At 75.6% G+C, this 22,663-nt stretch carries 19 protein-coding genes; 11 read left to right on the forward strand and 8 right to left on the reverse strand.

All coding sequences use genetic code 11. The annotated features are described in order from the left end of the window. Nucleotides 1-4: 4 nt before the first annotated feature. Nucleotides 5-718 (forward strand): N-acetylmannosamine-6-phosphate 2-epimerase, encoded by a 714-nt coding sequence (locus ACWERV_RS04535; RefSeq protein WP_452928937.1) that lies wholly within the window; start codon nucleotides 5-7, stop codon nucleotides 716-718. Continuing rightward, entirely contained in the window at nucleotides 715-3,369 is a 2,655-nt protein-coding gene (locus ACWERV_RS04540; protein ID WP_452928668.1) for a glycoside hydrolase family 38 N-terminal domain-containing protein, read from the forward strand. Before ACWERV_RS04535 ends, ACWERV_RS04540 begins: the two co-directional genes overlap by 4 nt. Nucleotides 3,370-3,439: 70 nt before the next feature. Here the strand turns inward: ACWERV_RS04540 and ACWERV_RS04545 are convergent, their stop codons facing one another. The 5 genes from ACWERV_RS04545 to ACWERV_RS04565 form a co-directional block, all read right to left on the reverse strand. Beyond that, nucleotides 3,440-4,744: a YibE/F family protein gene (locus ACWERV_RS04545; protein WP_452928670.1), complete on the reverse strand. Its 1,305-nt coding sequence runs from the start codon at nucleotides 4,742-4,744 to the stop codon at nucleotides 3,440-3,442. A gap of 164 nt (nucleotides 4,745-4,908) precedes the next feature. Beyond that, nucleotides 4,909-5,676, reverse strand: a complete 768-nt coding sequence (locus ACWERV_RS04550; RefSeq protein WP_452928673.1) for a class I SAM-dependent methyltransferase — start codon at nucleotides 5,674-5,676, stop codon at nucleotides 4,909-4,911. 95 nt (nucleotides 5,677-5,771) lie between these two features. Further along, nucleotides 5,772-6,998 (reverse strand): aminotransferase class V-fold PLP-dependent enzyme, encoded by a 1,227-nt coding sequence (locus ACWERV_RS04555; protein WP_452928676.1) that lies wholly within the window; start codon nucleotides 6,996-6,998, stop codon nucleotides 5,772-5,774. After that, nucleotides 6,995-8,344, reverse strand: a complete 1,350-nt coding sequence (locus tag ACWERV_RS04560) for a pyridoxal-phosphate dependent enzyme (RefSeq protein WP_452928678.1) — start codon at nucleotides 8,342-8,344, stop codon at nucleotides 6,995-6,997. Before ACWERV_RS04560 ends, ACWERV_RS04555 begins: the two co-directional genes overlap by 4 nt. Further along, nucleotides 8,341-9,861 (reverse strand): Y4yA family PLP-dependent enzyme, encoded by a 1,521-nt coding sequence (locus ACWERV_RS04565; RefSeq protein ID WP_452928680.1) that lies wholly within the window; start codon nucleotides 9,859-9,861, stop codon nucleotides 8,341-8,343. The genes ACWERV_RS04560 and ACWERV_RS04565 overlap by 4 nt, the downstream gene beginning before the upstream one ends. A gap of 459 nt (nucleotides 9,862-10,320) precedes the next feature. Between ACWERV_RS04565 and ACWERV_RS04570 the strand changes: the two genes are divergently transcribed. The 4 genes from ACWERV_RS04570 (at nucleotide 10,321) to ACWERV_RS04585 (ending at nucleotide 14,076) form a co-directional block, all read left to right on the forward strand. Beyond that, nucleotides 10,321-11,655: an MGDG synthase family glycosyltransferase gene (locus ACWERV_RS04570; protein ID WP_452928682.1), complete on the forward strand. Its 1,335-nt coding sequence runs from the start codon at nucleotides 10,321-10,323 to the stop codon at nucleotides 11,653-11,655. A gap of 29 nt (nucleotides 11,656-11,684) precedes the next feature. After that, nucleotides 11,685-12,443, forward strand: a complete 759-nt coding sequence (locus ACWERV_RS04575) for a polysaccharide deacetylase family protein (RefSeq protein ID WP_452928939.1) — start codon at nucleotides 11,685-11,687, stop codon at nucleotides 12,441-12,443. Nucleotides 12,444-12,473: 30 nt separating this feature from the next. Further along, nucleotides 12,474-12,896, forward strand: a complete 423-nt coding sequence (locus ACWERV_RS04580; RefSeq protein WP_452928684.1) for a BlaI/MecI/CopY family transcriptional regulator — start codon at nucleotides 12,474-12,476, stop codon at nucleotides 12,894-12,896. 118 nt (nucleotides 12,897-13,014) lie between these two features. Continuing rightward, nucleotides 13,015-14,076: a M56 family metallopeptidase gene (locus tag ACWERV_RS04585; protein ID WP_452928687.1), complete on the forward strand. Its 1,062-nt coding sequence runs from the start codon at nucleotides 13,015-13,017 to the stop codon at nucleotides 14,074-14,076. Here ACWERV_RS04585 and ACWERV_RS04590 read toward each other — a convergent pair. Next, nucleotides 14,007-14,816, reverse strand: coding sequence for a COG4705 family protein (locus ACWERV_RS04590; protein WP_452928689.1), 810 nt, complete (start codon nucleotides 14,814-14,816; stop codon nucleotides 14,007-14,009). The two genes, ACWERV_RS04585 and ACWERV_RS04590, sit on opposite strands and share 70 nt — an antisense overlap. Nucleotides 14,817-15,054: 238 nt before the next feature. Between ACWERV_RS04590 and ACWERV_RS04595 the strand changes: the two genes are divergently transcribed. From ACWERV_RS04595 to ACWERV_RS04610, 4 genes are read left to right on the forward strand one after another with little or no spacing between them, the layout of a single operon-like run. After that, nucleotides 15,055-16,005: an ABC transporter ATP-binding protein gene (locus ACWERV_RS04595; protein ID WP_452928692.1), complete on the forward strand. Its 951-nt coding sequence runs from the start codon at nucleotides 15,055-15,057 to the stop codon at nucleotides 16,003-16,005. Then, complete coding sequence (locus tag ACWERV_RS04600) at nucleotides 16,002-16,844, forward strand: ABC-2 transporter permease (protein WP_398189419.1); 843 nt, start codon at nucleotides 16,002-16,004, stop codon at nucleotides 16,842-16,844. The genes ACWERV_RS04595 and ACWERV_RS04600 overlap by 4 nt, the downstream gene beginning before the upstream one ends. A 28-nt stretch (nucleotides 16,845-16,872) precedes the next feature. Beyond that, on the forward strand, nucleotides 16,873-18,237 hold the full coding sequence (locus ACWERV_RS04605; RefSeq protein WP_452928695.1) for a sensor histidine kinase: 1,365 nt from the start codon (nucleotides 16,873-16,875) through the stop codon (nucleotides 18,235-18,237). Continuing rightward, on the forward strand, nucleotides 18,234-18,902 hold the full coding sequence (locus ACWERV_RS04610; RefSeq protein WP_452928697.1) for a response regulator: 669 nt from the start codon (nucleotides 18,234-18,236) through the stop codon (nucleotides 18,900-18,902). The genes ACWERV_RS04605 and ACWERV_RS04610 overlap by 4 nt, the downstream gene beginning before the upstream one ends. A 32-nt stretch (nucleotides 18,903-18,934) precedes the next feature. Here the strand turns inward: ACWERV_RS04610 and ACWERV_RS04615 are convergent, their stop codons facing one another. Continuing rightward, entirely contained in the window at nucleotides 18,935-20,341 is a 1,407-nt protein-coding gene (locus ACWERV_RS04615; RefSeq protein ID WP_452928699.1) for a sensor histidine kinase, read from the reverse strand. Continuing rightward, nucleotides 20,338-21,012, reverse strand: coding sequence for a response regulator transcription factor (locus ACWERV_RS04620; protein WP_452928702.1), 675 nt, complete (start codon nucleotides 21,010-21,012; stop codon nucleotides 20,338-20,340). The genes ACWERV_RS04615 and ACWERV_RS04620 overlap by 4 nt, the downstream gene beginning before the upstream one ends. A 326-nt stretch (nucleotides 21,013-21,338) precedes the next feature. Here ACWERV_RS04620 and ACWERV_RS04625 point away from each other — a divergent pair, with 326 nt between their 5' ends. Then, nucleotides 21,339-22,658, forward strand: a complete 1,320-nt coding sequence (locus ACWERV_RS04625; RefSeq protein WP_452928704.1) for a COG4705 family protein — start codon at nucleotides 21,339-21,341, stop codon at nucleotides 22,656-22,658. The last annotated feature ends 5 nt before the right edge of the window (nucleotides 22,659-22,663 follow it).

Genomic DNA, 22,663 nt, shown 5'->3' on the forward strand with positions numbered 1-22,663 from the left:
CCCCCTGGCCCCGGCCCGGCAGTCGCCGGTGCCGGACCTCGCCGGCAGGCTGGTGGTGTCCTGCCAGGCTCTGCCGGGTGAGCCGCTGTACGGCCCGGTCCACATGTCGGCCATGGCCCGGTCGGCGGTCATGGGCGGCGCGGCGGCCGTGCGCGTGAACGGCCCCGAGGACGTGGCCGCGGTGCGCGGCGCGGTGGGCGTGCCGGTCATCGGCCTGTGGAAGGACGGTGCGGAGGGCGTCTACATCACCCCGACGCTGCGCCACGCGCTGGCCGTCGCGGAGGCGGGTGCCGACATCGTCGCGCTGGACGCGACCGGCCGTCCGCGCGGCGACGGCCTGGACATCGCCGCCACGTTCGCGGCGCTGCACGCGGCCGGGGTGCTGGTCATGGCGGACGTCTCCACGCTGGAGGAAGGGCTCGCGGCCGCCGCGGCGGGCGCCGACCTGGTGGCCACGACGCTGTCCGGCTACACCGAGGCGAGCGCGCACCGCTCCGCCGCCGCGGGACCGGACCTGGATCTCGTCGCGTCGCTGGCTGCGCGGACCGGGACCCCGGTCGTCGCCGAGGGCCGTATCGCCACCCCTGAACAGGCCGCCGCCGTCCTCGCGGCCGGCGCCCACTGCGTCGTCGTCGGCGGCGCCATCACCCGACCCGCGGACCTGACCCGGCGGTTCGTCACCGCGCTGGCCGCCCATCGCACGGAGAGCCCCGTATGAGCACCACCGACACCCGCCCCGGCACGCCCGCCGTCACCTGCCATGTCCTCACCCATGTGCACTGGGACCGCGAGTGGTACCGCCCCTTCGAGGCGTTCCGCGCCCGGCTGGCCGAACTCGCCGAGCGGGTCTGCGACGAGCTGGACGACGGCCGCATGGCCTCCTTCCACCTCGACGGCCAGACGATCGTGCTGTCGGACGTGCAGGCGCTGCGCCCCGACCTCGCGGCGCGGCTGCGCGACCACGCCCGAGCCGGCCGGCTCACGCTCGGGCCCTGGCACGTGCTGGCCGACAACCAGCTGGTCTCCGGCGAGAACCTGATCCGCAACCTGCTCACCGCCCGCCGCTGGGGTGCGACGGCCGCGGGCCTGTCCCCGGTCGGCTACTGCCCGGACACCTTCGGCCACCCCGCCGATCTGCCGCGCATCCTCAGCGGCTTCGGCATGGACACCGCCCTGGTGTGGCGCGGCGCGCCCGACGGCACGGCACGCTTCCGGTGGCGCTCCCCCGACGGGTCGGAAGTCTTCGCGGTGAACCAGGGCTACCACGCGGCCGAGGTGCTGTGGCCGGAGCCGGACGGTGCGCAGGGCCGCGTCCTGCGGCTGAAGGAGTTCGCACGGACCGAACGGGACCGGCTTCCCGAAGGCCCGTGGCTGCTGATGAACGGCGGCGACCACCTGGCGCCCTCCGATCCGGTGGGCGCGCTGCGGGACACCGCCGGGGCGGCCGCGCAGGAGCACGTCGAGCTGCGGCACAGCACCCTGGAGGAGTTCTTCGCCGCCGCGCGGGCCGCCGCCGACGAGGACCGCCTGCCGCTCGTCGAGGGGCCGCTGCGGCACCGGCCCGGCCGGCTGACGTTCATCCTGCCGGGCACGCTGTCCGCCCGCACGTACCTCAAGCAGGCCAACGCCGAGGCGCAGACGCTCCTGGAGCAGCGCGCCGAACCGCTGCTCGCCCTGCACGCCCCGGACGACCCCGCGCTCGCCGCCGAACTCGGCCACGCCTGGGAGCTGCTGCTGCGCAACTCCCCGCACGACTCCATCTGCGGGTGCAGCGTGGACGAGGTGCACCGGGAGAACCTCACGCGCTTCGAGCGGGTCCGGGAGGCGGGCGGCCACGTGGTGCTGCGCGCCCTGCACGCCGCGGGCCTCGACACCCGCCAGTACGGCGCGCCCGCCGACCGCGAACTGCGCTTCGCCGTCCTCAACCCCCGCCCGCAGGAGGCCGGCGGGCCGGTCACCGTCGAGATCCTCACCGCGCCGGGCGCCCACCCGGTCGCCGTGCTCGATCCGGACGGCGCGGAGATCCCGTTCGAATGCGCGCCGCTCGGGCCGGAGACCGCCTTCGAGGCGGACATCGACCTCATGCCCGACTCGCGGCCGGCGCTCCGGCACCGCCTGGCCCTGCTCACCCGCGGCGTCCCCGCGCTCGGGCACGCCGTCTACACCGTGCGTCTCGCCGACCGTCCGGCCGAGGAGGCACTCCCGCGCACCGAACCGGACGCGGGTGTCCTGCCGCTGGCCGGGGGCGGCACCCTGACCGCCGCCGGGGACGCCACGCTGACGCTGCGCCTCCCGGACGGTACCGAACTGCCCGGCCTCGGGCGGCTCGTGGACGAGGGCGACCGCGGCGACACGTACAACTTCGACCCCGTGCCCGGTGACGCGCCCGTCACCGCCACCCTGCGCTCGGTGCGCCGCCGCACCTCGCCGGTGCGCGCGCGGCTGGAGCTGGACGCCGAACTCGCGCTGCCACGCGGCCTCGACGCGGGCCGCGGCGCCCGCAGCACCGAGACGACGACCGTCCCCGTCCGTGTCACCGTCACCGCGTGGCACGACGCCGACGCGCCCCTGGAATGGGACATCCGGTTCGACAACACCGCAGACGACCACCGGCTGCGCGTCCACTTCCCGGCCCCGTACCCCTCGGGCACCTGGACCGCCGACACCCACTTCAGCCTGCTCGACCACCCCACCGGCCCGGACATGGGCCCGCTGCCCTCCGAACCGGCGCACGAGGCGGAGTACGGCGCGGTGCCGGTGCAGACCGTCAGCGCACTGGGCGAGGCCGCCGCGCGGGTGGCCGTCGGCGCCTGCGGCCTGCACGAGCGGACCGGCCTCGCCGCCGCGCACACCGCGTCCGGCACCGACGAACTCGCCGTCACCCTGCTGCGGTCGGTCGGCTGGCTCTCCCGCTTCGACCTGGCGGCCCGCACCACCGGGGCCGGCCCGATGCTCGCGACGCCGCAGGCGCAGTGCCGCGGCCCGCAGCACTTCCGGCTGCTGGTCGGTGCCGGGCACCGGGTCGCGGACGACGCCGGTCTCGTCCGGCTGGCCACCGAGGTGAAGTCCGCGCTGTACGCGGTGCCGCTGCGCCCCGGCGCCGCGCCCGCGCCCCGGTCGCCGCAGCCGCTCACCGTCACCGGCGCCCCGGTCACCGCGCTCAAGCGGGCGGAGGACGGGGAGGGTCTGATCCTGCGCGTCTCCAACCCCACCCGCGAGCCCGTCACCGCGCGCCTGACGACCCCGCCCGGCACGACGGCCCGGCTGGTACGGCTCGACGAGTCCGCCCTTGCCGGGGCGGAGCCGGTGGGTCCCGAACTCCACCTGGCTCCCTACGCCCTGGCGACCCTGCGGCTCGTCCGCGCCTGACGGGACGTCACCGCCGCGCCCGGGTGCGGCCGACCGCACCCGGGCGTCAGGGCGGGGCGTGGGGCGGCGGTCACTTGCGGTGGCGGTGTCTGGGGGGAGGGCCCGTGACCGGGGCGGGGGTGTCCGCCGGGGGGCGGTCGGCGTTGACGACCAGGGCGGCCAGCAGCGTGGTGAGGGGGACGGAGGCGACCAGGCCGATGCTGCCGACGAGGGTGCGGACGATCTCCTCGGCGACGAGTTCGCTGCCGGCGACCTGGCCGACGCCTGCGCGGGCGATGGAGAACAGCAGCAGCAGCGGCAGGGCCGCTCCGGCGTACGCCATGACCAGGGTGTTCACGGCGGAGGCGATGTGGTCGCGGCCGATGCGCATCCCGGCGGCGTAGAGCGTGCGCCAGTTCGCGCCCGGGTCGGCGGCCTTCAGCTCCCACACGGCCGAGGTCTGGGTGACGGTGACGTCGTTGAGCACCCCGAGCGAGCCGATGACGATACCGGCCAGCAGGATCCCCTTGAGCTGGATGTGCGGGTAGAGCGTGTGGACGACGCCCGTCTCGTCGGAGGTGTTGCCGGTCAGGTGGGACCAGGAGATGAAGCCCGACCCGAGGGCGGCGATCAGGAAGAGCGAGCACAGGGTGCCGATGACGGCGACCGACGTGCGCGCGTTGAGCCCGTGGCACAGGTACAGCGAGGACAGCAGGATCGCGGAGCCGCCGATCACCGCGACCAGCAGCGGATCGTGGCCGCGCAGGATCGCCGGGAGGATGAACAGCGTCAGCACGGCGAACGACACGACCAGGGCGACGAGCGCCATCACCCCGCGCAGCCGGCCGACGAGCACCACCACCGCGGCGAAGACGAGCGCCAGGACGGTCATCGGGAAGCCGCGTTCCACGTCGCTGACCGAGTAGCGCAGGCCCTGCGGGGCGTTGGGCGCGTAGGCCAGGACGAGCCCCTGCCCCTCGGTGAAGCGGCGGGTCTCGTCCGGGTGGAGGATCTGGGTGAACGTGGTGCCCTTGTCGGGGCCCGAGGTGACCTCGATCGTCGCCTTCTGGCAGGCGTCGCTCACCTTGCCCCCGCCGGGCGGCTGGTCCGGGGTGGGGTCGACGGCCTTGCAGGACACGTCGGCCAGTTGCGCGACCTTGCCGCTGCGGGTCTGCTGGTCGAAGCCGATTCCGGTGCGCGCGTGGCCGGGCGCGCCGCCCGGCCACAGCACGCACAGGCCGACGACCACCGCGGCGGCGAAGGGCACGAGGATGGCGGCGATCACCTTGCGCAGGTGCCGCGACACCGGCGGTACGGGACCGTGGGCGTGACCGTGGGCGTGTGCGTGACCGAGGGAGTGCCGGTCGGGCGGGGGGGAGCTCCACGGTCCGATCATCCCAGCCGCGGATCCGGGTTCCCGCCCGGTGGCGCGAACGCGCCCCGGCCGGACGGGAGTCGCCGACCACGGATCGTCCGGGCCGGCCGCAGCGGCGGCGGGAGCCCGCTCGGGCAGCACCGTGCGAACGGCGGCCGGGTGCGTCGGCGGCGGCGCCCGGGTCCTCAGCCCTTCACGCCGACCAGCACACAGCTGTCCCCCACCTGCCAGACCGGCGTGACGTCGCGGAAGCCCGCCCGGCGCATCAGCCGGGCGTGGTCCTGCGCGGTCAGCCGCCAGCCCGCGGGGTGGCCGCGGCGGGCCCTCTCGCGCTGGTCGCGCTGCACGAACAGGGGCGCGAGCTGCGGGTCCTGCGCGGCGGCCCGCCACCAGCCGTGCCAGTCCTCGGCCGTACGGGAGCCGGAGCGCTCGGCGCGGCGCCGTCCGACGTGCGCGGTGAGCCGGGAGCAGGAGGCCGAACGGGGCGGGAAGTGGTCGCCGTTGACCACCACTCCGCCCGCGCGCAGCAGCCCGGCCAGCTGCCGGTAGGTGTGCAGCAGGGCCGGTGCGGGGAGGTAGTGCAGCGCGGTCGTGGAGACCGCCGCGTCGAGCGGCCGGGCGAGGTCCAGCGCGTCGGTCCAGCCGGGCTCGCCGATCACGGCGTCGACGTAGCGGGCGGCCCGCGCGTGGTGGGCGCGGCCGAGTTCGAGCAGCACCGGGTCCATGTCGACGCCGACGATCTCGGCGCCCGGCAGGCGCGCGGAGAGCCGGGCGGCCAGCGATCCGGGGCCGCATCCCAGGTCGAGCAGCAGGGGCGCCGCGACGTCGGCGACCACGTGCTCGACGACGTCGGCGATGACGGTGAAGCGCTCCTCGCGATCCACCGCGTAGTGCTGCTGCTGGCGCTCCCAGCGCTCCACCCAGGTCCTGGCCGCGGCCGTGCTCACACCCATGGGAGGGCTTCACCTCTTCCGTCCGTCACACCACGTGGGCCCGGGGACGAATCTACATCCGAAAACGGTTTTCATTCCAATGCGACGGGCGCGCCTCACCCGAGACCGGTGAGCACCGCGACCAGCCGGTCGATCTCCTCCTCCGTGTTGTATATGTGCAGGCTCACCCGCACCACCGCACGCTCCTCGTCCGCACCCGCCTGGCACAGGCTGTCGGCGCGCACCATGAACCCGTGGCTGAACAGCACGAACCCCAGGTCGTCGGAGGGGATGTCCCGGTGGCGCAGGGAGACGATGCCGCGGCGGCGCTGCTCGTGCGGCTGGACGGATTCCGCGGCGAGGCTCGACGCGCAGCCCAGGACCTCGTAGGCGGGAAGGTGCCGCAGCGCGTCGGTCAGCCGGGTCGCCAGCCCGGTCGTCCAGCGGTCGACGCGCTCCGGCCCGGCCGCGTCGAGCCAGTCGAGGGCGGCTTCCAGGGAGGCGATCCCCACGGTGTTGGGGGTGCCCTGCCAGCCGGTCGGGCGCAGTCGCGGCCCGCGGACACCGCGGGCCCAGAGCGCCCCCGTACCGGGCAGCGCCAGCGCCTTGTGCCCGGAGAAGGCGACGAAGTCGACGTCGAGGCCGCCCTCCCCCAGCCGGACCGGCAGGTGTCCGACGCTCTGTGCGGCGTCCAGGCAGATCGGCACGTCGGGGCCGACCGCGGCACGGATGCGCCGGACGTTCATGTCGGCGCCGTAGACGTGGTGGACGTGCGTGGCCGCGACGAACCGGGTACGCGGCCCGACCACGGCGGCCAGGGCGCGGTGGTCGTAGTCGCCGGAGCCGTCCTGCACGGGCAGCGCCCGCACCCGGGTGCGGACACCGCGCGCGGCCAGCAGCGCCTGCGCCTCCAGCCAGGGGTCGAGGTTGGCGCGGTGGTCGGAGTGCGGCACCAGGATCTCGTCGCCGTCGCGGAGTACGCCGGGGAGCCAGTCGCGGGCGACGGTCCGCAGGGCCTCCGTCGTCCCGCTGGTGAAGTGGACGGTGGAGCGGTCCGGGTCGGGGTCGCCGAGGAAGTCCTTGACCCGGCGGCGGGTGCGTTCCACCATCCGGGTGGTCTCGTTGGCCCACGGGTACGTGCCGCGTCCGGCGTTCGCGTTGGAGGTGGTCAGGTACGCGGTCACGGCGTCGAGGACGGCCTGCGGCTTCTGCGCGGTGGCGGCGCTGTCCAGATAGGCCAGGCCGGGATGCCCCGTGACGATGGGGAACTGCCGCCGCAGCTCCTGCTGCCAGCGCCGTAACTCCTCGTGCCGCCCGCCCGGGGCGGGCTCCGGGGCGCTCACTCGTGCACCAGCGGCGCGCCCGCGTCGCGCCAGCCGACGATGCCGCCCGCCAGACTGCGGACGTCCGGATGGCCCATCCGGGTGAGCAGGGCCGCGTACCGCACCGACTTCTCGCCGACCGGGCAGGCCAGCAGCACGGGGCGGCTCTTGCTGAAGGGCAGGCCGCCGCGCAGCAGTTCGTCGAAGAGTTCGTCCACGATGTTCACCGAGCCCTCGATGTGCAGGGCGGCGTAGGCGTGCGGGCCGCGCAGATCGACGACGAGCGGCCGGGGTCCTGGGCCGTCCAGCCACTCGACGGCTTCGGCCACCTCGACGACCTTCGCCGACTCGCGCGCCTGCGTGTCGTCGACCGAGGCGACCGGCGCGGCGGCGCGGGCCGGTGCGCCCAGCAGTTCCGGGCGCCTGGCGCGGACGTAGCTGAGGTAGCTCTCCGCCCGGTCGCAGACGACGAAGACGGCGACCTGGCGCTCGCCGCCGCCGAGTCCGGCGTCCACCTCGCGCAGCCGCCGCACCGCTCCGTGGTAGGCGGCGCCCCCGGTCGGCCCGGACAGCAGGCCGCAGCGGCGGATGAGGGTGAGCATGCCGTCGATGGCCTCCTGCGAGGTCACGGGCTCGATCACGTCGTAGGTCGCCGGGTCGAACAGGCCGACCTGGTGCACCTCCTCGATGGTGCGGATGCCGGGCACGAAGTCGGACTTGTCGGCGACCAGGCCCAGCACGCGTACCGCGGGGTCCCGTTCGCGCAGCACCTTCGCCACGCCGGTGGAGGAGCCCGCCGTGCCGACGCAGGCCACGAACCAGTCCGGTGCCCTGCCGTCCAGGTCCTCGATGATCTCCGGACCGGTGCCGGACGCGTGCGCCTCCACGTTGAGCGGGTTGTAGTACTGGTCGGTGTGCAAATAGCTGCTCCCGGGCTCGGACAGCGCCTGGTGGAAGCGGGTGAGCGGGTCCTCGGTGTCCGTCGGGTCCAGGCACTCGCTGCGGCCCGGCAGTTCCTCGATCTCCGCCCCCAGCAGCAGCAGGAGGTCCTTGATCTCGGGCACCCTCATCCGGTTGGTGATGCTCTTGAAGCCCAGTCCGTGCACACCGGCCAGCAGGGCGAGCGCCTTCGCGGTGTTGCCGCTGGAGAGTTCGACCACCGTGCGGCGCTCCCCGGGTTCCGCCGCGGCGGCCTCGGCCAGCAGCGGGCGCACCATGTGCCAGGCGGGCCGGTCCTTGACCGAGCCGAACGGGTTGAGCATCTCCAGCTTCGCGTACAGGTCGATGTGCCGCAGGCCGTGCACCGCCGGGTCGATGCGCACCAGCGGGGTGTTGCCGATGGCCTCGATGACGCTGTCGTACCTCATACCCTCTCCCCTTCCGGCCGCCGCTCCGGCGCCGCCGAGCCGTCCGCTTCCCGGCCGCCCGCCGGCCAGTGGTCCTCGTCCGGGCACCACCGCCAGCCGTCGCCATGCCGCCGGACCGCGACGGTGCGGGCCGCGGGCTGCATCTGCGCCCGGTGGGCCCGGAAGTCCATGGCGTACCCGGCCGTGTTGACGAAGGCCAGGAGGTCTCCCGGGCGGGGCAGCCTCGGCAGGAAGACCTTGCGGCGGGTCAGCAGATCGGACTCCAGGCACAGGTTGCCCGCCAGGTAGACCCCCGCGGGCTCGCCGGACGGCCCGTCGCCGGGCCCGCGCGGTACGAGCACCGGGTCGACCAGCACCCCGTGCTCCTCCAGGCTGATGTCGGCGGCGTTGGCCGCGACCCGCACGATGTGCTCCCCGGCGTCCCCCGGTGCGGCGCGTACCTCCACGACCCGGGCCAGCGACAGCCCGCACTGGTCGACCAGCGCGCGGCCCGGCTCGATGTGCAGCTCGTGCAGGTGTTCCAGCAGCACCGTGGCCGCGGGGCGCCCGTAGGGCGGGGCGGGCAGGCGCAGCAGTTCGTCGAGGTAGCCGGGGCCCGAGAGGGCACGGTGCGCCGGATAGAGCGCGGCCGACCCGCGGACGGTGCCGTTCTCGTACCGCAGCCCGTAGCCGTGGTTGCGCCAGGCCAGCGGCGGCCGGACGCCCCGGACGGCGTCGGTGAGGGCGCCGGTCCAGCGGTCCCACTCCCCCGCGTCCTCGACGTAGCCGACGCCGAAGCCGCCGCCGACGTCCACCGCGCGGGGGCTGAGGCCGTGCGCGAGACAGGAGTCCATCACCTGGACGCAGCGGGCGAGGGCGCGCGCCTTCTCGTCGAGGCCGACGGTGTCCAGGTGGTAGCCGACGCCGGTCAGTTCGACGGCGTCGCGGTGCCGCGCCGCCGCCTCCAGCAGGGCGTCGGCCTCCCGCAGCGCGGTGCCGAAGCGGCTGCGCCGGGCCAGCACCCGCACCCCGCCGCCCTCGCCGTCCTCGAAGGCGCCGAGCCGCAGCAGCACGGGGACGCGGGCGAGACGTCGCGTACGGACCACCGCGGCCAGCCGCTCCAGCTCACCGGGCGAGTCGACGTTGACGGTGGCACCGACCCGGGCCGCCAGCCACAGGAACGGCGCGTCCTTGGGACCCGTCGCCATGATCCGGTCGGCGGTGAAACCGCACCCCAGCGCGTGCGACAGCTCCGCCACGGAGGCCACGTCCACGCCGATACGGGACTCGGCGGCCGCCAGCTCGCGCAGCAGCGCGCTGGAACGGTTCGCCTTGTGGGCGAAGTACACCCGGCCGCCGAGGCGGTGGCGGCGGTGGACCGCCAGGAAGGCCCCGGCGTTCTCCACCGCGCGGTGCGGGAGCAGGACGTTGAGGGGGGACCCGAGGCCGTCCGCCAGGGAGTGCAGCAGGGTCCCGTCCGCCAGCAGCGAGGCGAGCGGCTCCTCGACGCGTGGTCTGAGGTAGAGCGGCTGGACCAATGCCGGTAGCTCCTCGGTCGCCGAAGTCAAATGGAAACGACATTCACTACAGGATGATCAGGTGGGCGACGGCCTGTCAAGAGACCCTCTGCCGACCGCAGTCGGCCCCGCGACCCGTGCGCAGGCCCATGCGGACGGACCCGGGCGCCCCGCGCGGCACCGGCGGACCCCGGCCCGGCGGCCCGGACGACCGGCCTCCCGACCCCGCCCCCGACCCGCCCGGCGGCGGCGCCGGACGATCCGCGCCGTCGCGACCGCCGACGGGCCGCAGGCTCCCCCACCGGGTCCCGCGCGCACCCAGGACCGCTGCTTCTACAGCATGTAGTAGATTGACGCGCGGCCCCCCGCCCCCGGCCCGCACGGTCCGGCCGTCGTGGGGCCGCGTGTCCGGTGTGCCCAGGGACCGGACCGCCATCGCACGTACGGCGCGTGTGCGCGCCCGCCGAGAAGGGCGACCACATGAGCGCGAACACCGAGCCGGCCGGGTCCCGGGCGGCACCCGCCGGTGCGGGACGGCGCCGGATCGTCATCATCTCCGCGGGCATGGGCGCGGGACACGACGGGGCCGCCGACGGGCTGCAACGCCGCCTGGAGGAGCGGGGGTTCGGGGTCGACCGGTACGACTTCCTGGACATGCTCCCGGCAGGACTCGGCCGACTGCTGCGCGGCACCTACCACCAGCTTCTGACCTGGGCGCCCGCCGGCTACCGCCGGATCTACGCCGCGACGGAGCAGGCGCCCCGGCCCGGTGCCGCGGTGCGCGCGCTGCTGCGTGCCGCGGGCCGCCGCGCGGTGCGGACGGTCGGCGCGGACACGGCCGCGGTGGTGTCCACCTACCCGGGGGCGAGCCAGGTGCTCGGGGCGCTGCGCCGCAGCGGCGCGCTCCGGGTGCCCGCGGTCACGTACCTGACCGACTTCTCCGTCCACGCGCTGTGGGTGGCGCCCGGGGTGGACCTGCATCTGGCGGTGCACGCGATACCGGGAGCGGAGGCGAGGGCGCGCGGCGCCACGGCGGTCACGGTGGCGGGACCGGTCGTACGCCCCGGCTTCCGGCCCGCCGCGCCCGGTGAACGGCGCGCGGCCCGGCGGCACTTCGGCCTTCCCGAACAGGCGCCGCTCGCGCTGCTGGTGTCCGGCTCCTGGGGTGTCGGCGCGGTGGAGCGGGCGGCGGCCGAGATACGCGGCAGCGGCGCGGCCGTCCCCGTGGTGGTCTGCGGACACAACCGGGCGCTCGCCGCACGGCTGACCGCGGCGGGCGTCGGTCATGTCCACGGCTGGGTGCGGGAGATGCCCGAGCTGATGCGGGCGTGCGACGTCCTGGTGCAGAACGCGGGCGGCCTGACCTCGCTGGAAGCCTTCGCCTCCGGACTGCCGGTGGCCAGCTACCGCTGCATACCCGGGCACGGACGGGCCAACGCCGCCGCGCTCCAGGAAGCGGGCCTCGCGCTGTGGATCCGCCGGGCGCCGGAACTCGCCGCCGGGCTGCGGGACGTGCTGTACGGCCCGCTCGGGGCGCGGCAGCGCGCCCTCGGCCTGGAGCTGTTCGCTCCCGGCCGTGACCCGGTGGCTGCGGTAGCTGCGGTGGCCGCCGTAGCCGCCGCCGGGGAGCGCGCACCGGCCCCCGCCGTACCGGCCGGGGCGCGGGTGCGCCGCCGTCCGCGGCTCGCCCTCGCGATGGCCGCCACCGCGGTGGTCGCGGGGCTCGGCATCGGCGCACCGGTCGTCGAGGCGTACGCCGACTCGCCGCAGAGCTTCGGCGCGATCACCCACCTCCTCGAAGGGGACAGCAAGTGACCACCCGCACCTCCGTGACCCGTACCGCCCTGCGCACCGGGGCGGTGGCCGCCTCCGCGCTCCTGGCCGTGCACGCGGGACCGGCCCTGTCGACGTTCGGGCCGCTGCGCAACCGGCTCATGCCGCGGCTGTCCGGGCGGGGCCGGCCCGACGACGTGGCGCTCACCTTCGACGACGGGCCCGACCACCTGTCGACACCGCACTTCCTGCGGCTGCTCGACGCCCGCGGGGTCCGGGCCACCTTCTTCCTGCTCGGCTCGATGGCCGTCCGCTCCCCCGGCCTGGTGACGGAGATGGCCGGGGCGGGGCACGAGATCGCCGTGCACGGCTGGTCCCACCGGCCCGCGCTGCTGCACCGCCCGCGGGCGGCCTACGACGAACTGGCCCGCGCGCGGGATCTGCTCGGCCGCCTCACCGGCCGCCCGCCCCGGCTCTACCGGCCGCCGTACGGGATCATGACCGCCGGTACGTACGCGGCCTGCCGCCGCCTGGAGCTGACCCCGGTGCTCTGGACCGCGTGGGGCGAGGACTGGCGCCGCCGGGCCACCCCGCAGAGCGTGCTGGACACGGTGCTGGCCGATCTGCGCGGCGGCGGCACCGTGCTGCTGCACGACTCCGACTGCACCTCCGCCACCGGCTCGTGGCGCACCACCCTGGCGGCGCTTCCCGGGCTGCTGGACCACTGCCGGGAGCGCGGCCTCAGCGTCGGTCCGCTGCGCGGCCACGGCGCGCTGCCGGTGGCGGGCTGGGCGGGCGGCCGCAGCCGCGGCGGCTGCCCCGCCCGGTAGTAGTCTGGTCCCTCTACGAGGGGCGGCGATGTGAGCAGGCAGCAGGGCGCGGCGGCCGGGCGGCGCGCACCGGGCGAGCTGGAGAGCGAGGTGCTCGCGGCGCTGTGGGCGGCCGGCGAGCCGGTCGGCGCGGGCGCCGTGCGCGAGCAGGTCGCGGGCGACCCCGCCTACACCACCGTGCTCACGATCCTGACCCGGCTGTACGACAAGGGGCTGGTCACCAGGAAGCGCGCGGGGCGCAGCTACCTCTACTCGCCCGTGCGCGACGAGGCCGGGCACGCGGCCGCCGGGATGCGGAATCTGCTGGAGCACGGCGGGGACCGCGCCGCGGTGCTGGCCCGCTTCGTCTCCGAACTGCCGGCCGAGGACGAGAAGCTGCTGGAGCAGTTGCTGCGCGACCACATGACCGGCCCCGACGACGGCGCCACCCGCTCCCCCGGCGCACGGGACTGACCGTGCGGCACACGGGCGGGCCCGCGCGATTCCCGCGCGATCCGGGACGGCGCCGCGGCCGCCCCCCGGGCGCGGCCGGCACGCGGAGGAGCACGGTACGGGCGCGGGCGGTGCGGGGGTGAGCGGCATCGGGGTCGGCCTGTGCGCGCCCTTGCTGGTCGGCACGCTCCTGGCGCTGGCGGCGCCGCGTTTCCGCGATCTGCTGCCGCCCAGGACCGCGGCGTGGCTGCTGCTGTCGGCCGCGGTCGTCTCGACCGGGGTGTGGGTCGCGGGCCTGGCCATGATCGGCTCCACGATCGTCGGGCAGATCCCCGAAGTGGCCGAGGCCGGGCGCTGGTCACCGCATCTGCTGGCCGCACGCTCGCCCTTCGACCGGCCGGTGGGCGCCGCGTGCGCGCTGGCGCTGATCGGCTGCGGCGCCGCGCTGGTCGTGGCCTCGTGGCGCCGGGTCACCGTGCTCGTCGGGATGTGGCGCGAGTGCCGTGACCTGCCCGCCACCGGGGATCTGACGGTGGTGGACGACCCGGCGCCGGCCGCCTTCGCCCTGCCCGGGGCGCCCGGCAGGGTCGTGGTCTCCTCCGGGATGCTCCGCGCGCTGTCCCGGGACGAGCGGCAGGCGCTGCTGGCGCACGAGCGCGCCCATCTGCGGCACCGCCACCATGTCTTCCTGCTCGTCCTCCAGGTCTGCGCGGCGGTGAACCCGCTGCTGCGCCCGCTGGCGAAGGCGGGCGCCTTCACGCTGGAGCGGTGGGCCGACGAGGAGGCGGCCGATGTCGTGGGGGGCCGCCCGCTCGTCGCGCGGGCCATCGCGCGGGCGGCCCTCGCCGCCGGACGCCCGCCGGAGCGGGCGCTCGCGGCCACCTCGGGGCCGGTGCCGCAGCGCGTCACGGCCCTGCTGGCGCCGCGCCGCCCGGCCCGCCGTCCGCTGGCCGTGGGCCTCGCCGCCCTCATGACGGTCTGCTGCGCCAGCACCGCCCTCGCCGCCCAGGACGTCGACGCCCTGTTCGACGGGGCCGGCTCGCCGTCCCGCCCGGCCGCCGCCCGGCACCTGCCCGCTTCGGCGGACGTGCCGGGCGGCCCGGGGCGGGCCCGCCCCGGGAGCGGGCCGCGTCAGCTGCGTACCGTCTCCAGCTGCTCGGCGGGCTCGGGCTGCACGTCGGAGCGGCTGACCGCGAGGTAGGCGACCAGGGCGGCGATGAGCAGCGCGAGCACCAGCGCCACCGGGCCGTCACCCAGGCCGAGCCCGCTGCTGCCGCGGGGCTTGGCGAGCCCGTCGGCGACCGAGGCGCCGAGCGGCCGGGTGATGACGTAGGCGGTCCAGAACGTCAGGACCGCGTCCCAGCGCAGCCAGTACCGCCCGGCCGCCGGGATCGCGATGAGGACGGCGAACAGGAGGGCCGAGGAGCCGTAGCCGAGGTGCGCGGTGACGGCGGTGAGGTCGCCGAGCGCCGTGCCCATGGCGAAGGTGGCCATGACGGCCGCCCAGTAGAACGCCTCGCGGCGCGGTGTGTCGATGCTGTGCACGGACAGGGTCTTCTCGGTCGCCCGCCACGACACGAAGACGGCGGCCAGCACGATCGCGTAGAACAGGCTGGAGACGGCGTACGGGACGCCGATCGCGACATGGACGACGTCGGCGGCCATCGTGCCGAACACACCGACACCGGCCACCGCCGACCAGTACGTCCACGCCCGGTAGCGCGCGGTCCGGAACTGGGCCGCCAGGGCGGCGAGGAATCCGGCGAACCCCAGCAGGACGGCGAGCGGCGGGGCCATCGCGCCCACCAGGTAGTCCGAGACGGACTCGCCCATCGCCGTCGAAAGTCCCTTGACCAGCCAGAACACGGCGGTGATCTGCGGGACGCGCAGGGCGCCGGCGGTGGTGAGGCCGGGGCGGGAGTGGCGTGCGGAGGACGTCACGGGGATTCCTTGCGGGGCGCGGCGACGGAGGGGGCCGCCGACGATCACGCGGTCCGCCGTGATACTACAACTCGTAGGAGATGGCCGCGAACGGGCCGCGCGCCGTGTAGTACCGCGGTACCACGGGCGCCGCACGGTTCAGCCTCCGGTACCACCGAATCGCCGCGGCCGGGACCTAGCGTTGCAGGTGAGGCGCCGGATCCGCGGACGCCGAACCCCCGACAGGAAGAGCGCGCCCATGATCGACGCACGGCAGCTGACCAAGCGCTACGGCGAGAAGACCGCCGTGGACGGCCTGGACTTCACCGTCAGGCCCGGCACGGTGACCGGCTTCCTCGGGCCCAACGGCGCGGGCAAGTCCACCACGATGCGCATGATCGTCGGCCTCGACGCCCCTAGCGGCGGCTCCGTCACGGTGAACGGCCGGCCCTACGCGCAGCACCGCGCGCCGCTCCAGGAGGTCGGCGCCCTGCTGGAGGCGAAGTCGGTCCACCCGGGCCGCTCGGCGTACCGCCACCTCAAGGCGCTGGCGCTGACCCATGGCATCCCGCTGCGCCGGGTCGACGAGGTCATCGAGATCGCCGGGCTCGGCAGCGTGGCCAAAAAGCGGGCCGGGGCCTTCTCGCTCGGCATGGGCCAGCGGCTCGGCATCGCCGCGGCCCTGCTGGGCGACCCGCAGACGGTGATGCTGGACGAGCCCGTCAACGGACTCGACCCCGAGGGCGTCCTGTGGATCCGCAACCTGCTGACCTCGCTCGCCGCCGAGGGCCGCACCGTCTTCGTCTCCTCGCACCTGATGAGCGAGGTCGCGCTGGTGGCCGACCACCTCATCGTCGTGGGCCGCGGGCGGCTGCTGGCCGACACGACCGTGCGCGACCTCGTCCGCGCCGGGGGCGGCGACACCGTGACGGTGGCCACGCAGGACCCGGCCCGGCTGCGGGACGTGCTGGCCGGGCCGGGCGTGGACGTCACCGGGCTGATCGGCTCCGAGGAGCTGCAGGTGACGGGGCTGACCGCGCGCGAGATCGGCCTGAAGGCCGCCGAGCACGGGATCGCGCTGTTCGAGCTGAGCACCCGCCAGGTGTCGCTGGAGCAGGCCTTCATGGATCTGACCAGGGACGCCGTCGAGTACCACGGCTCCACCGCCGGCAGCGGCACGACCACCGAACCCCTCGGGAGGACGGCATGAGCACCCTCACCGCCACGGAGCAGACGCCGCCGCCCGCGGCCCCCGCCCGTCCCGTCTACCGGGTGACCGGGCGGCGGGTGCTGGCCTCGGAGTGGGAGAAGCTCTGGTCCCTGCGCTCGACCTGGATCACCCTCGGCCTCGGCCTGCTCTTCCTGGTCGCGTTCGGGCTGATCGCGTCCGGGCGGTACGAGTCGACGTACGGCTCCCCGCACATGGACCACGACTTCGCCACCTCGACGGCCGTGAGCCTGTCGCTCTTCGGCACCAACTTCGCCCAGCTGGCCCTCGGCGTCCTCGGCGTGCTGGTCACCGCGGGCGAGTACTCGACCGGGATGATCCGCTCCTCGCTCGCGGCGGTGCCGCGCCGGCTGCCGGTGCTGTGGTCCAAGGCCGCGGTGTTCGGCCTCGTCGCGCTGGCCGTCGCCCTGGTGGGCGTGTTCGTCGCCTTCTTCTTCGGCAGCCGGATCGTCTCGGGCACGCCGGCGGCCATGGGCTTCTCGCACCCCGGTGTCGTCCGCAGTCTGCTGGGCGCCGCGCTCTACCTGGGCCTGGTCGGAGTGATCGGCACGGCGCTGGGCTCGCTGCTGCGGTCGGTGGCCGGGGGCATCTCCGTGCTCGTCGCCGCGCTCATGCTCGTGCCCGGCCTGGCCTCGCTGCTGCCGTCCTCGTGGCGGGACGACGTCACCCGCTACCTGCCGAGCAACGCGGGCGAGTCGATGTTCGCCCTGACCCACGACAGCACCAGCCTGTCGCCCGGCGCCGGACTGCTCGTCCTCCTCGGCTGGACGGCCCTCGCCCTGGCCGGCGCCGCCTACCGGCTGCTGCGCAGCGACGTGTGACGGCCCGCACGATGAGGAGGTGCCCCCCATGACCTCCCCCGGTGCGCCCGCGGCAGCGGCCTCCCCGGCCGCTGCCGCCCCGGCCCCCGTCCCTTCCGTGAGCTCCGCGGCGGACACCGGCGCGGACACGGGCCTGGCGGGGCCGCTGGCCGCCCGGCTCTCCCGGGCCGCGCAGCGGCTGCGGCAGGCCGACCGGGCGCACCCGCGGGTGCTGGACACCGCGCTCCTGGCGCTGGTCTTCCTGGCGTTCTGCCTCCCCGACCTGCTGCACGGCGAGGACGGCGACGGGCCGCGCCGCTTCCGGCTGGCGTTCGCCCGGCTGCCCGTCGCCGGGATGCTCGCCCTCCAGGCCGGGCTCGTCGTCCCGCTGCTGTGGCGGCGGCGCCGTCCCGCGGTGGCCTTCGGCGCCGTGACCGGCGCCTTCGTCCTCCAGTTCTGGCTGGGCGCGGCGCTGCGCGCGGACATCGCGCTGTTCATCGCCCTGTACAGCCTCGCCCTGCACGGGCGGCTGCGGCAGCTGCCGTGGGCCTGCGGGGCCACGGCCGCCGCCATGGTGCTGGTCGCGGTGCGGGCGTCGGCCGCGGTATCGGTCGGGGACGCGCTGTTCTTCCTGTTCAGCACGGCGACCGCGGCCCTCGCGCTCGGCCTCATGGTGCGGGTGCGGCGGGCCCAGCTCGCCGGGCTGCGCGAGCGCGCGGCCCGGCTGGAGGTCGAGCGGGACCAGCGCGGCCGGCTCGCCGCCGCGGCCGAACGCGCCCGGGTGGCCCGCGACATGCACGACATCGTCGGCCACAACCTGGCCGTCATCATCACCCTCGCCGACGCCGGGGGCTACGCGGGCGCCGCCGCTCCCGAACGCGGCAGAGAAGCCCTGCATCTCATCGGCGAGACCGGCCGCCAGGCGCTCGGCGAGCTGCGCCGCGTCCTCGGTGTCCTGCGGGAGGCCGCGAGCAGCCCGCAGGACGGCCCGGAACTGCGCCCGCAGCCCGGTCTCGGCGACATCGGCGCGCTGTGCGAGGGCGTACGCGCCGCGGGCCCCGAGGTCGTCTACCGCACCTGCGGCCCCGTCGAAGCCCTCGACAGCGGGGTGCAGCTGACGGTCTACCGCATCGTCCAGGAGGCCCTGACGAACTCCCTCAGGCACGCCGGTACCGGCACCCGGGTGAACCTGGAGATCGTCGCCGGACCCACCCGGCTGGTCGTCAGGGTCCAGGACACCGGCCCGACCGGCGACTCCCGTACGCGCGGCCCGGTGAACGAGGACGGCCACGGCCTGGTGGGCATGCGCGAGCGCGCCGCCCTCTACCGGGGAAGTCTCAGGGCGGGCCCGGACGGGCCGGGCTGGAGCGTCGAGGCCGTGCTCGACCTCACCCCGCCGGGCGGTGCCGGATGACGACCGTGCTCGTCGTGGACGACCAGCCCCTCCAGCGCTACGGCTTCCGCCTCCTGCTCGGCTCCGTTCCCGGCACGGAGGTCGTGGGCGAGGCCGCGCACGGCGCCGAGGCCGTCCGCCTGGCGGCGGAACTGCGCCCCGACGTCGTCCTGATGGACGTCCGCATGCCCGGTATGGACGGCATCGAGGCCACCCGCCGGATCACCGCCACCGGCGACCGCTCCCGCGTCCTGGTGCTGACCACCTTCGACCTCGACGAGTACGTCCACGCGGCCCTGCGCGCCGGGGCGAGCGGCTTCCTCCTCAAGGACGCCCGCCCCGAGGAACTGCTCTCCGGGATCCGCGCCGTCGCCGCCGGGGACGCCGTGATCGCCCCCGCCCTCACCCGCCGCCTGCTGCGCGAGTTCGCCCACCTGGCACCGCCCCGCACCGCGGGCCCGGCCGCCGGGCGGGGGCTGGAGGCGCTCACCGACCGCGAGCGGGAGATCCTCGTCGCGGTCGGCCAGGGCTGGAACAACGCCGAGATCGCGTCGCGTTTCGTGCTGTCCGAGTCCACGGTGAAGACGCACGTCGGCAGGGTCCTCGCCAAGATCGGCGCGCGCGACCGCGTCCAGGCCGTGATCTTCGCCTACGACCACGGCCTGGCCCGCCCGCACACCGGCTGAGCCCGCGGCCCGTGCCGGGGTCCGTACGCGGGTCAGGCGCCGGGGAGGGTGACGACGAAGTGCGCGCCTCCCAGCGGGCCGGGAGAGGCGGCCAGGGTGATGTCGCCGCCCGCGTTCCTGGCCAGGCGGCGGGCCAGGGCCAGGCCGAGACCCGCACCGTCGTGACCGTCGCCGGGATCGGCCCGGCGTCCGGCCTCGAAGGCCGCGGGGCCCAGGGCGGCGGACACCCCGGGGCCGTCGTCGCTCACGTGGACCCGCGCCCCGCCCTGCGCCGGCACGCACTCCACGAGGATCTCCCGCGAGCTGTAGCGGGCGGCGTTGTCGAGCAGCGGGGTGAGGATGCGTTCCACCAGGGCCGCCGGGACGTCCGCGGTGACCGGCCCGCCGGTGACGGTGACCGGGACCGCGCCCGGCGCGGCCTCGGCGCGCCGCCGGGCCAGGGACGCGGCGACCTCGGCCGGGGCGCAGCGGCCCGGGTCGGCCGTGCCCGCACGGGCGTCGGCGAGCAGTGCCTGGCAGATCTGCGCCATCGCCGCGGCGCTCGCCGCGATGGCCTCGTGGGAGGCCGCCTGTTCGGCCCGGCTGCGCGGCCGCGCGGTCAGCCATTCGGCCTCGGCGGTGATCCGGGCCAGGGGCGTGCGCAGCTCGTGGGACAGCTCGGCGGTGAGCTGCTGCTCGTGGCGGACCAGAGCGGCCAGCCGGTCCAGCAGACCGTCGAGGTTGCCGGCGAGGTGGGCGAGTTCCCGCGGGCGGCGGTGGGTGCCGAAGCGCCGGGAGACGCCGTGCTCGCTCCACTCCGCCGCCTGGGCGCTCATCGCCCCCACGGGCTGGAGCGCGCGTCCGGCGACCGACCGCGCCACCGGGTAGACGCAGGCCAGCAGTGCGAGTGCGAGCCCCGTCGAGCTGAGGAGGACGTACCTGGCGGTGGACCGGTAGGGGTCGAGCGCGACCGTCGCCACCACCGTGCCCACCTGCCGGCCGCCCGCCGGGGCCATGACGGGCAGGGCGTACAGCCGGTTGGCGACCGGTTCGGCGGTGTCGGCGAACACCGCGGACCGGCCGGCCAGCCGGTCCGCCGCACGCTGCAGCGCCTCGGGGGCGGCGGGGCGTTCCACGGCGGTGCCGCCCTGGTAGACCCACACGCCGATGTCCAGGGCCCGGTCGTCGCCGGGCTCGTGGACGACGATCCGGCCGTCGGCGCGCGCCTCGATCGTGGCCGCCACCGCGGCGGACCGGGTACGCAGCAGGTCGTCGGCCTGACCGCGCAGTTGGGCGCCCAGCACCAAGTTGGCGGCGACCGTGAGGACCGTCACCCACACCGCCGTGACGGCCAGCGCCAGCAGGGCCAGCCGCCCGCGCAGGGTACGCGGCCGCAGCGCGGACAGGGACGGCCGCCGCCGCGGGGTGCGCGCGTCCGCCGGCCGGAGGAGGTGCCTCATGAGAACCGGTACCCGACACCCCGTACGGTGCTGATCGTCTGACCGCCGCCGGCCTCGCGCAGCTTGCGCCGCAGTCGGGCCATGTACTGGTCGAGGGTGTTGTCGCTGACCCGGGCGCCCTCGGGCCACGCCGCCCGGACCAGCACCCGGCGGCGCACCACGGTGTCCGGCGCGGCGGCCATCACGCAGGCCATCAGCCGGAATTCGGTGGGCGTCAGCGGTACCTCCCGCCCCTGCACCCGCAGGACGTGCCCCAGCGGGTCGAGCCGGACGCCGGAGGACTCCACCACCGCCGCCCGGCCCGTCCTGCGCAGCACCGCCCGGACCCTGGCGGCCAGTTCCACCAGGTGGAACGGCTTGGCGAGGAAGTCGTCGCCCCCGGCGGTGAATCCGGACAGCCGATCCGGCAGCGTGTTGTGCGCGGTCAGGAACACCACGGGCACGTCGAGACCGGCCGCCCGCATCGCCTGGCACACGTCCCGTCCGTCGGAGTCGGGCAGCCCGATGTCGAGCACGACGGCGTCCACCCGCGCCTGCGACCGGACCGCCCGCAGCGCGCCCGCGCCGTCGCCGGCGGTGAGGACGTCGAAGTCCTCCTCCCGCAGGCCGCGGGCGAGTACCGCGCGAAGGCCCGGGTCGTCCTCCACGACCAGGACACGGTGAGAGGTCACCCGACGATTGTCACCGATCCCGGCGCCTTGCCGGGGCCACCTCGTGGGGGTGCTCCTCGCCGGGGGCGGGGACGCGGTCGCCGTCATGAGCCGAGCGTGGCACGCGCCGCCTGAAAAGAACCTGACTGCGCAGCCCCGCGCCGTACACCTCCGCCGCCCGGCGCGGCCGGTCACCCGTGCAGGGCTGCGACCTGCACGGACGCCCCGCCGCCGGTGGGATCCGGCAGGAGGAGCGGGGCCCGCTGCCCCACCGCGCGCCGGGGACGCGCGCACGGGCCGCGCCACGGCTTTGACGACTACACGCCTGTAGTCGTTAACGTCGCGGCATGACGACACCCACGACTCCCACGGCCACCGCGACGTCCCCGCCCCGGCGCGGTGCGACGGGACGCGGCGCGCTGAACAAGGTGCCCGAGGTCACGGTCTGGTTCTGGATCATCAAGATCCTCTGCACGACGGTCGGCGAGAGCTTCGCCGACTACGTCAACACCACGCTGGGCTTCGGCCTGACCGGCACCACGCTGCTGTTCACCGCGGTCTTCGCCGTCGTGCTGACCGTCCAGTTCCGCACCGATCGCTACCGCCCCTTCCCCTACTGGCTCACCGTGGTCGTGGTCAGTGTCACCGGCACCCTCTGCACCGACATGCTGACCGATCAGCGCAACGTGCCGCTGTGGATCAGCTCCACGGTGTTCTCGGTGCTGCTGGCCCTCGTCTTCGGGATCTGGTGGCTGCGCGAGCGGACCCTGTCGATCCACGGCATCACGACCTTCCCGCGCGAGGCCTTCTACTGGCTGACCGTGCTGGTGACCTTCGCGCTGGGCACGGCCACCGGCGACTGGACGCTCGAACTGACCGGCTGGACACCCGCCACGTCGGTGCTGCTGCCGCTCGGCCTCATCGCGGCGATCACCGGACTGTGGCGGTTCGGCGCCGACCCGGTGCTCTCCTTCTGGCTGGCCTACATCCTCACCCGCCCGCTCGGCGCCAACATCGGCGACTGGCTCGCCTCCCCGAAGACCGCCGCCGGTCCCGGCGAGCCCGTCGGACTCGGCCTGGGCACCTTCGCCACGAGCCTGATCTTCCTCGGCGCCATCCTGGCCACGGTGGTCTACCTGGCGATCAGCCGCCGCGACGTCACCGGGACCCGCGAGACGCCCCGCGAGGCACCGGGCGGCGCAGCTACGCGCAGGGAGCGGATCGCGCTGGGCGGCTTCGGCGCGCTCGCCGTGGCGACCGTCGCCCTGCTGCTGTGGGCCCACGGCCGGCCGCACACCACGTGCGACCCGACCGGCCGCAGCGAGACCCTGCCGGCCTGCCCGCGGGCCCCCATGACCGCGCACCAGAAGGCCGCGGCGGTGGCGGGGTACGAGCAGCTCGCGCGGACGGCCGCCGCCCAGGACCGGGCGGGAGCCACCACGGCCTCCCGTACCACCGTGCAGACGCTGCGCGACACCTGGGACGCGGACGCCACCTCGCTCCAGGCGGTGGACAGCGCGACCTGGACCCTGCTCGACGACCAGATGGACGAGGTCCTCAAGACCTTCGCGATCGACCACGGCAGCATCGCCCCGGCCCCGGCCGCCGAGCAGGAGAAGCAGCTCGACGTCCTGCTGCGCGACCTCGCCGGGCATCCCTTCCGATGACGCCC

This window comes from Streptomyces sp. NPDC004031, from assembly GCF_053604375.1.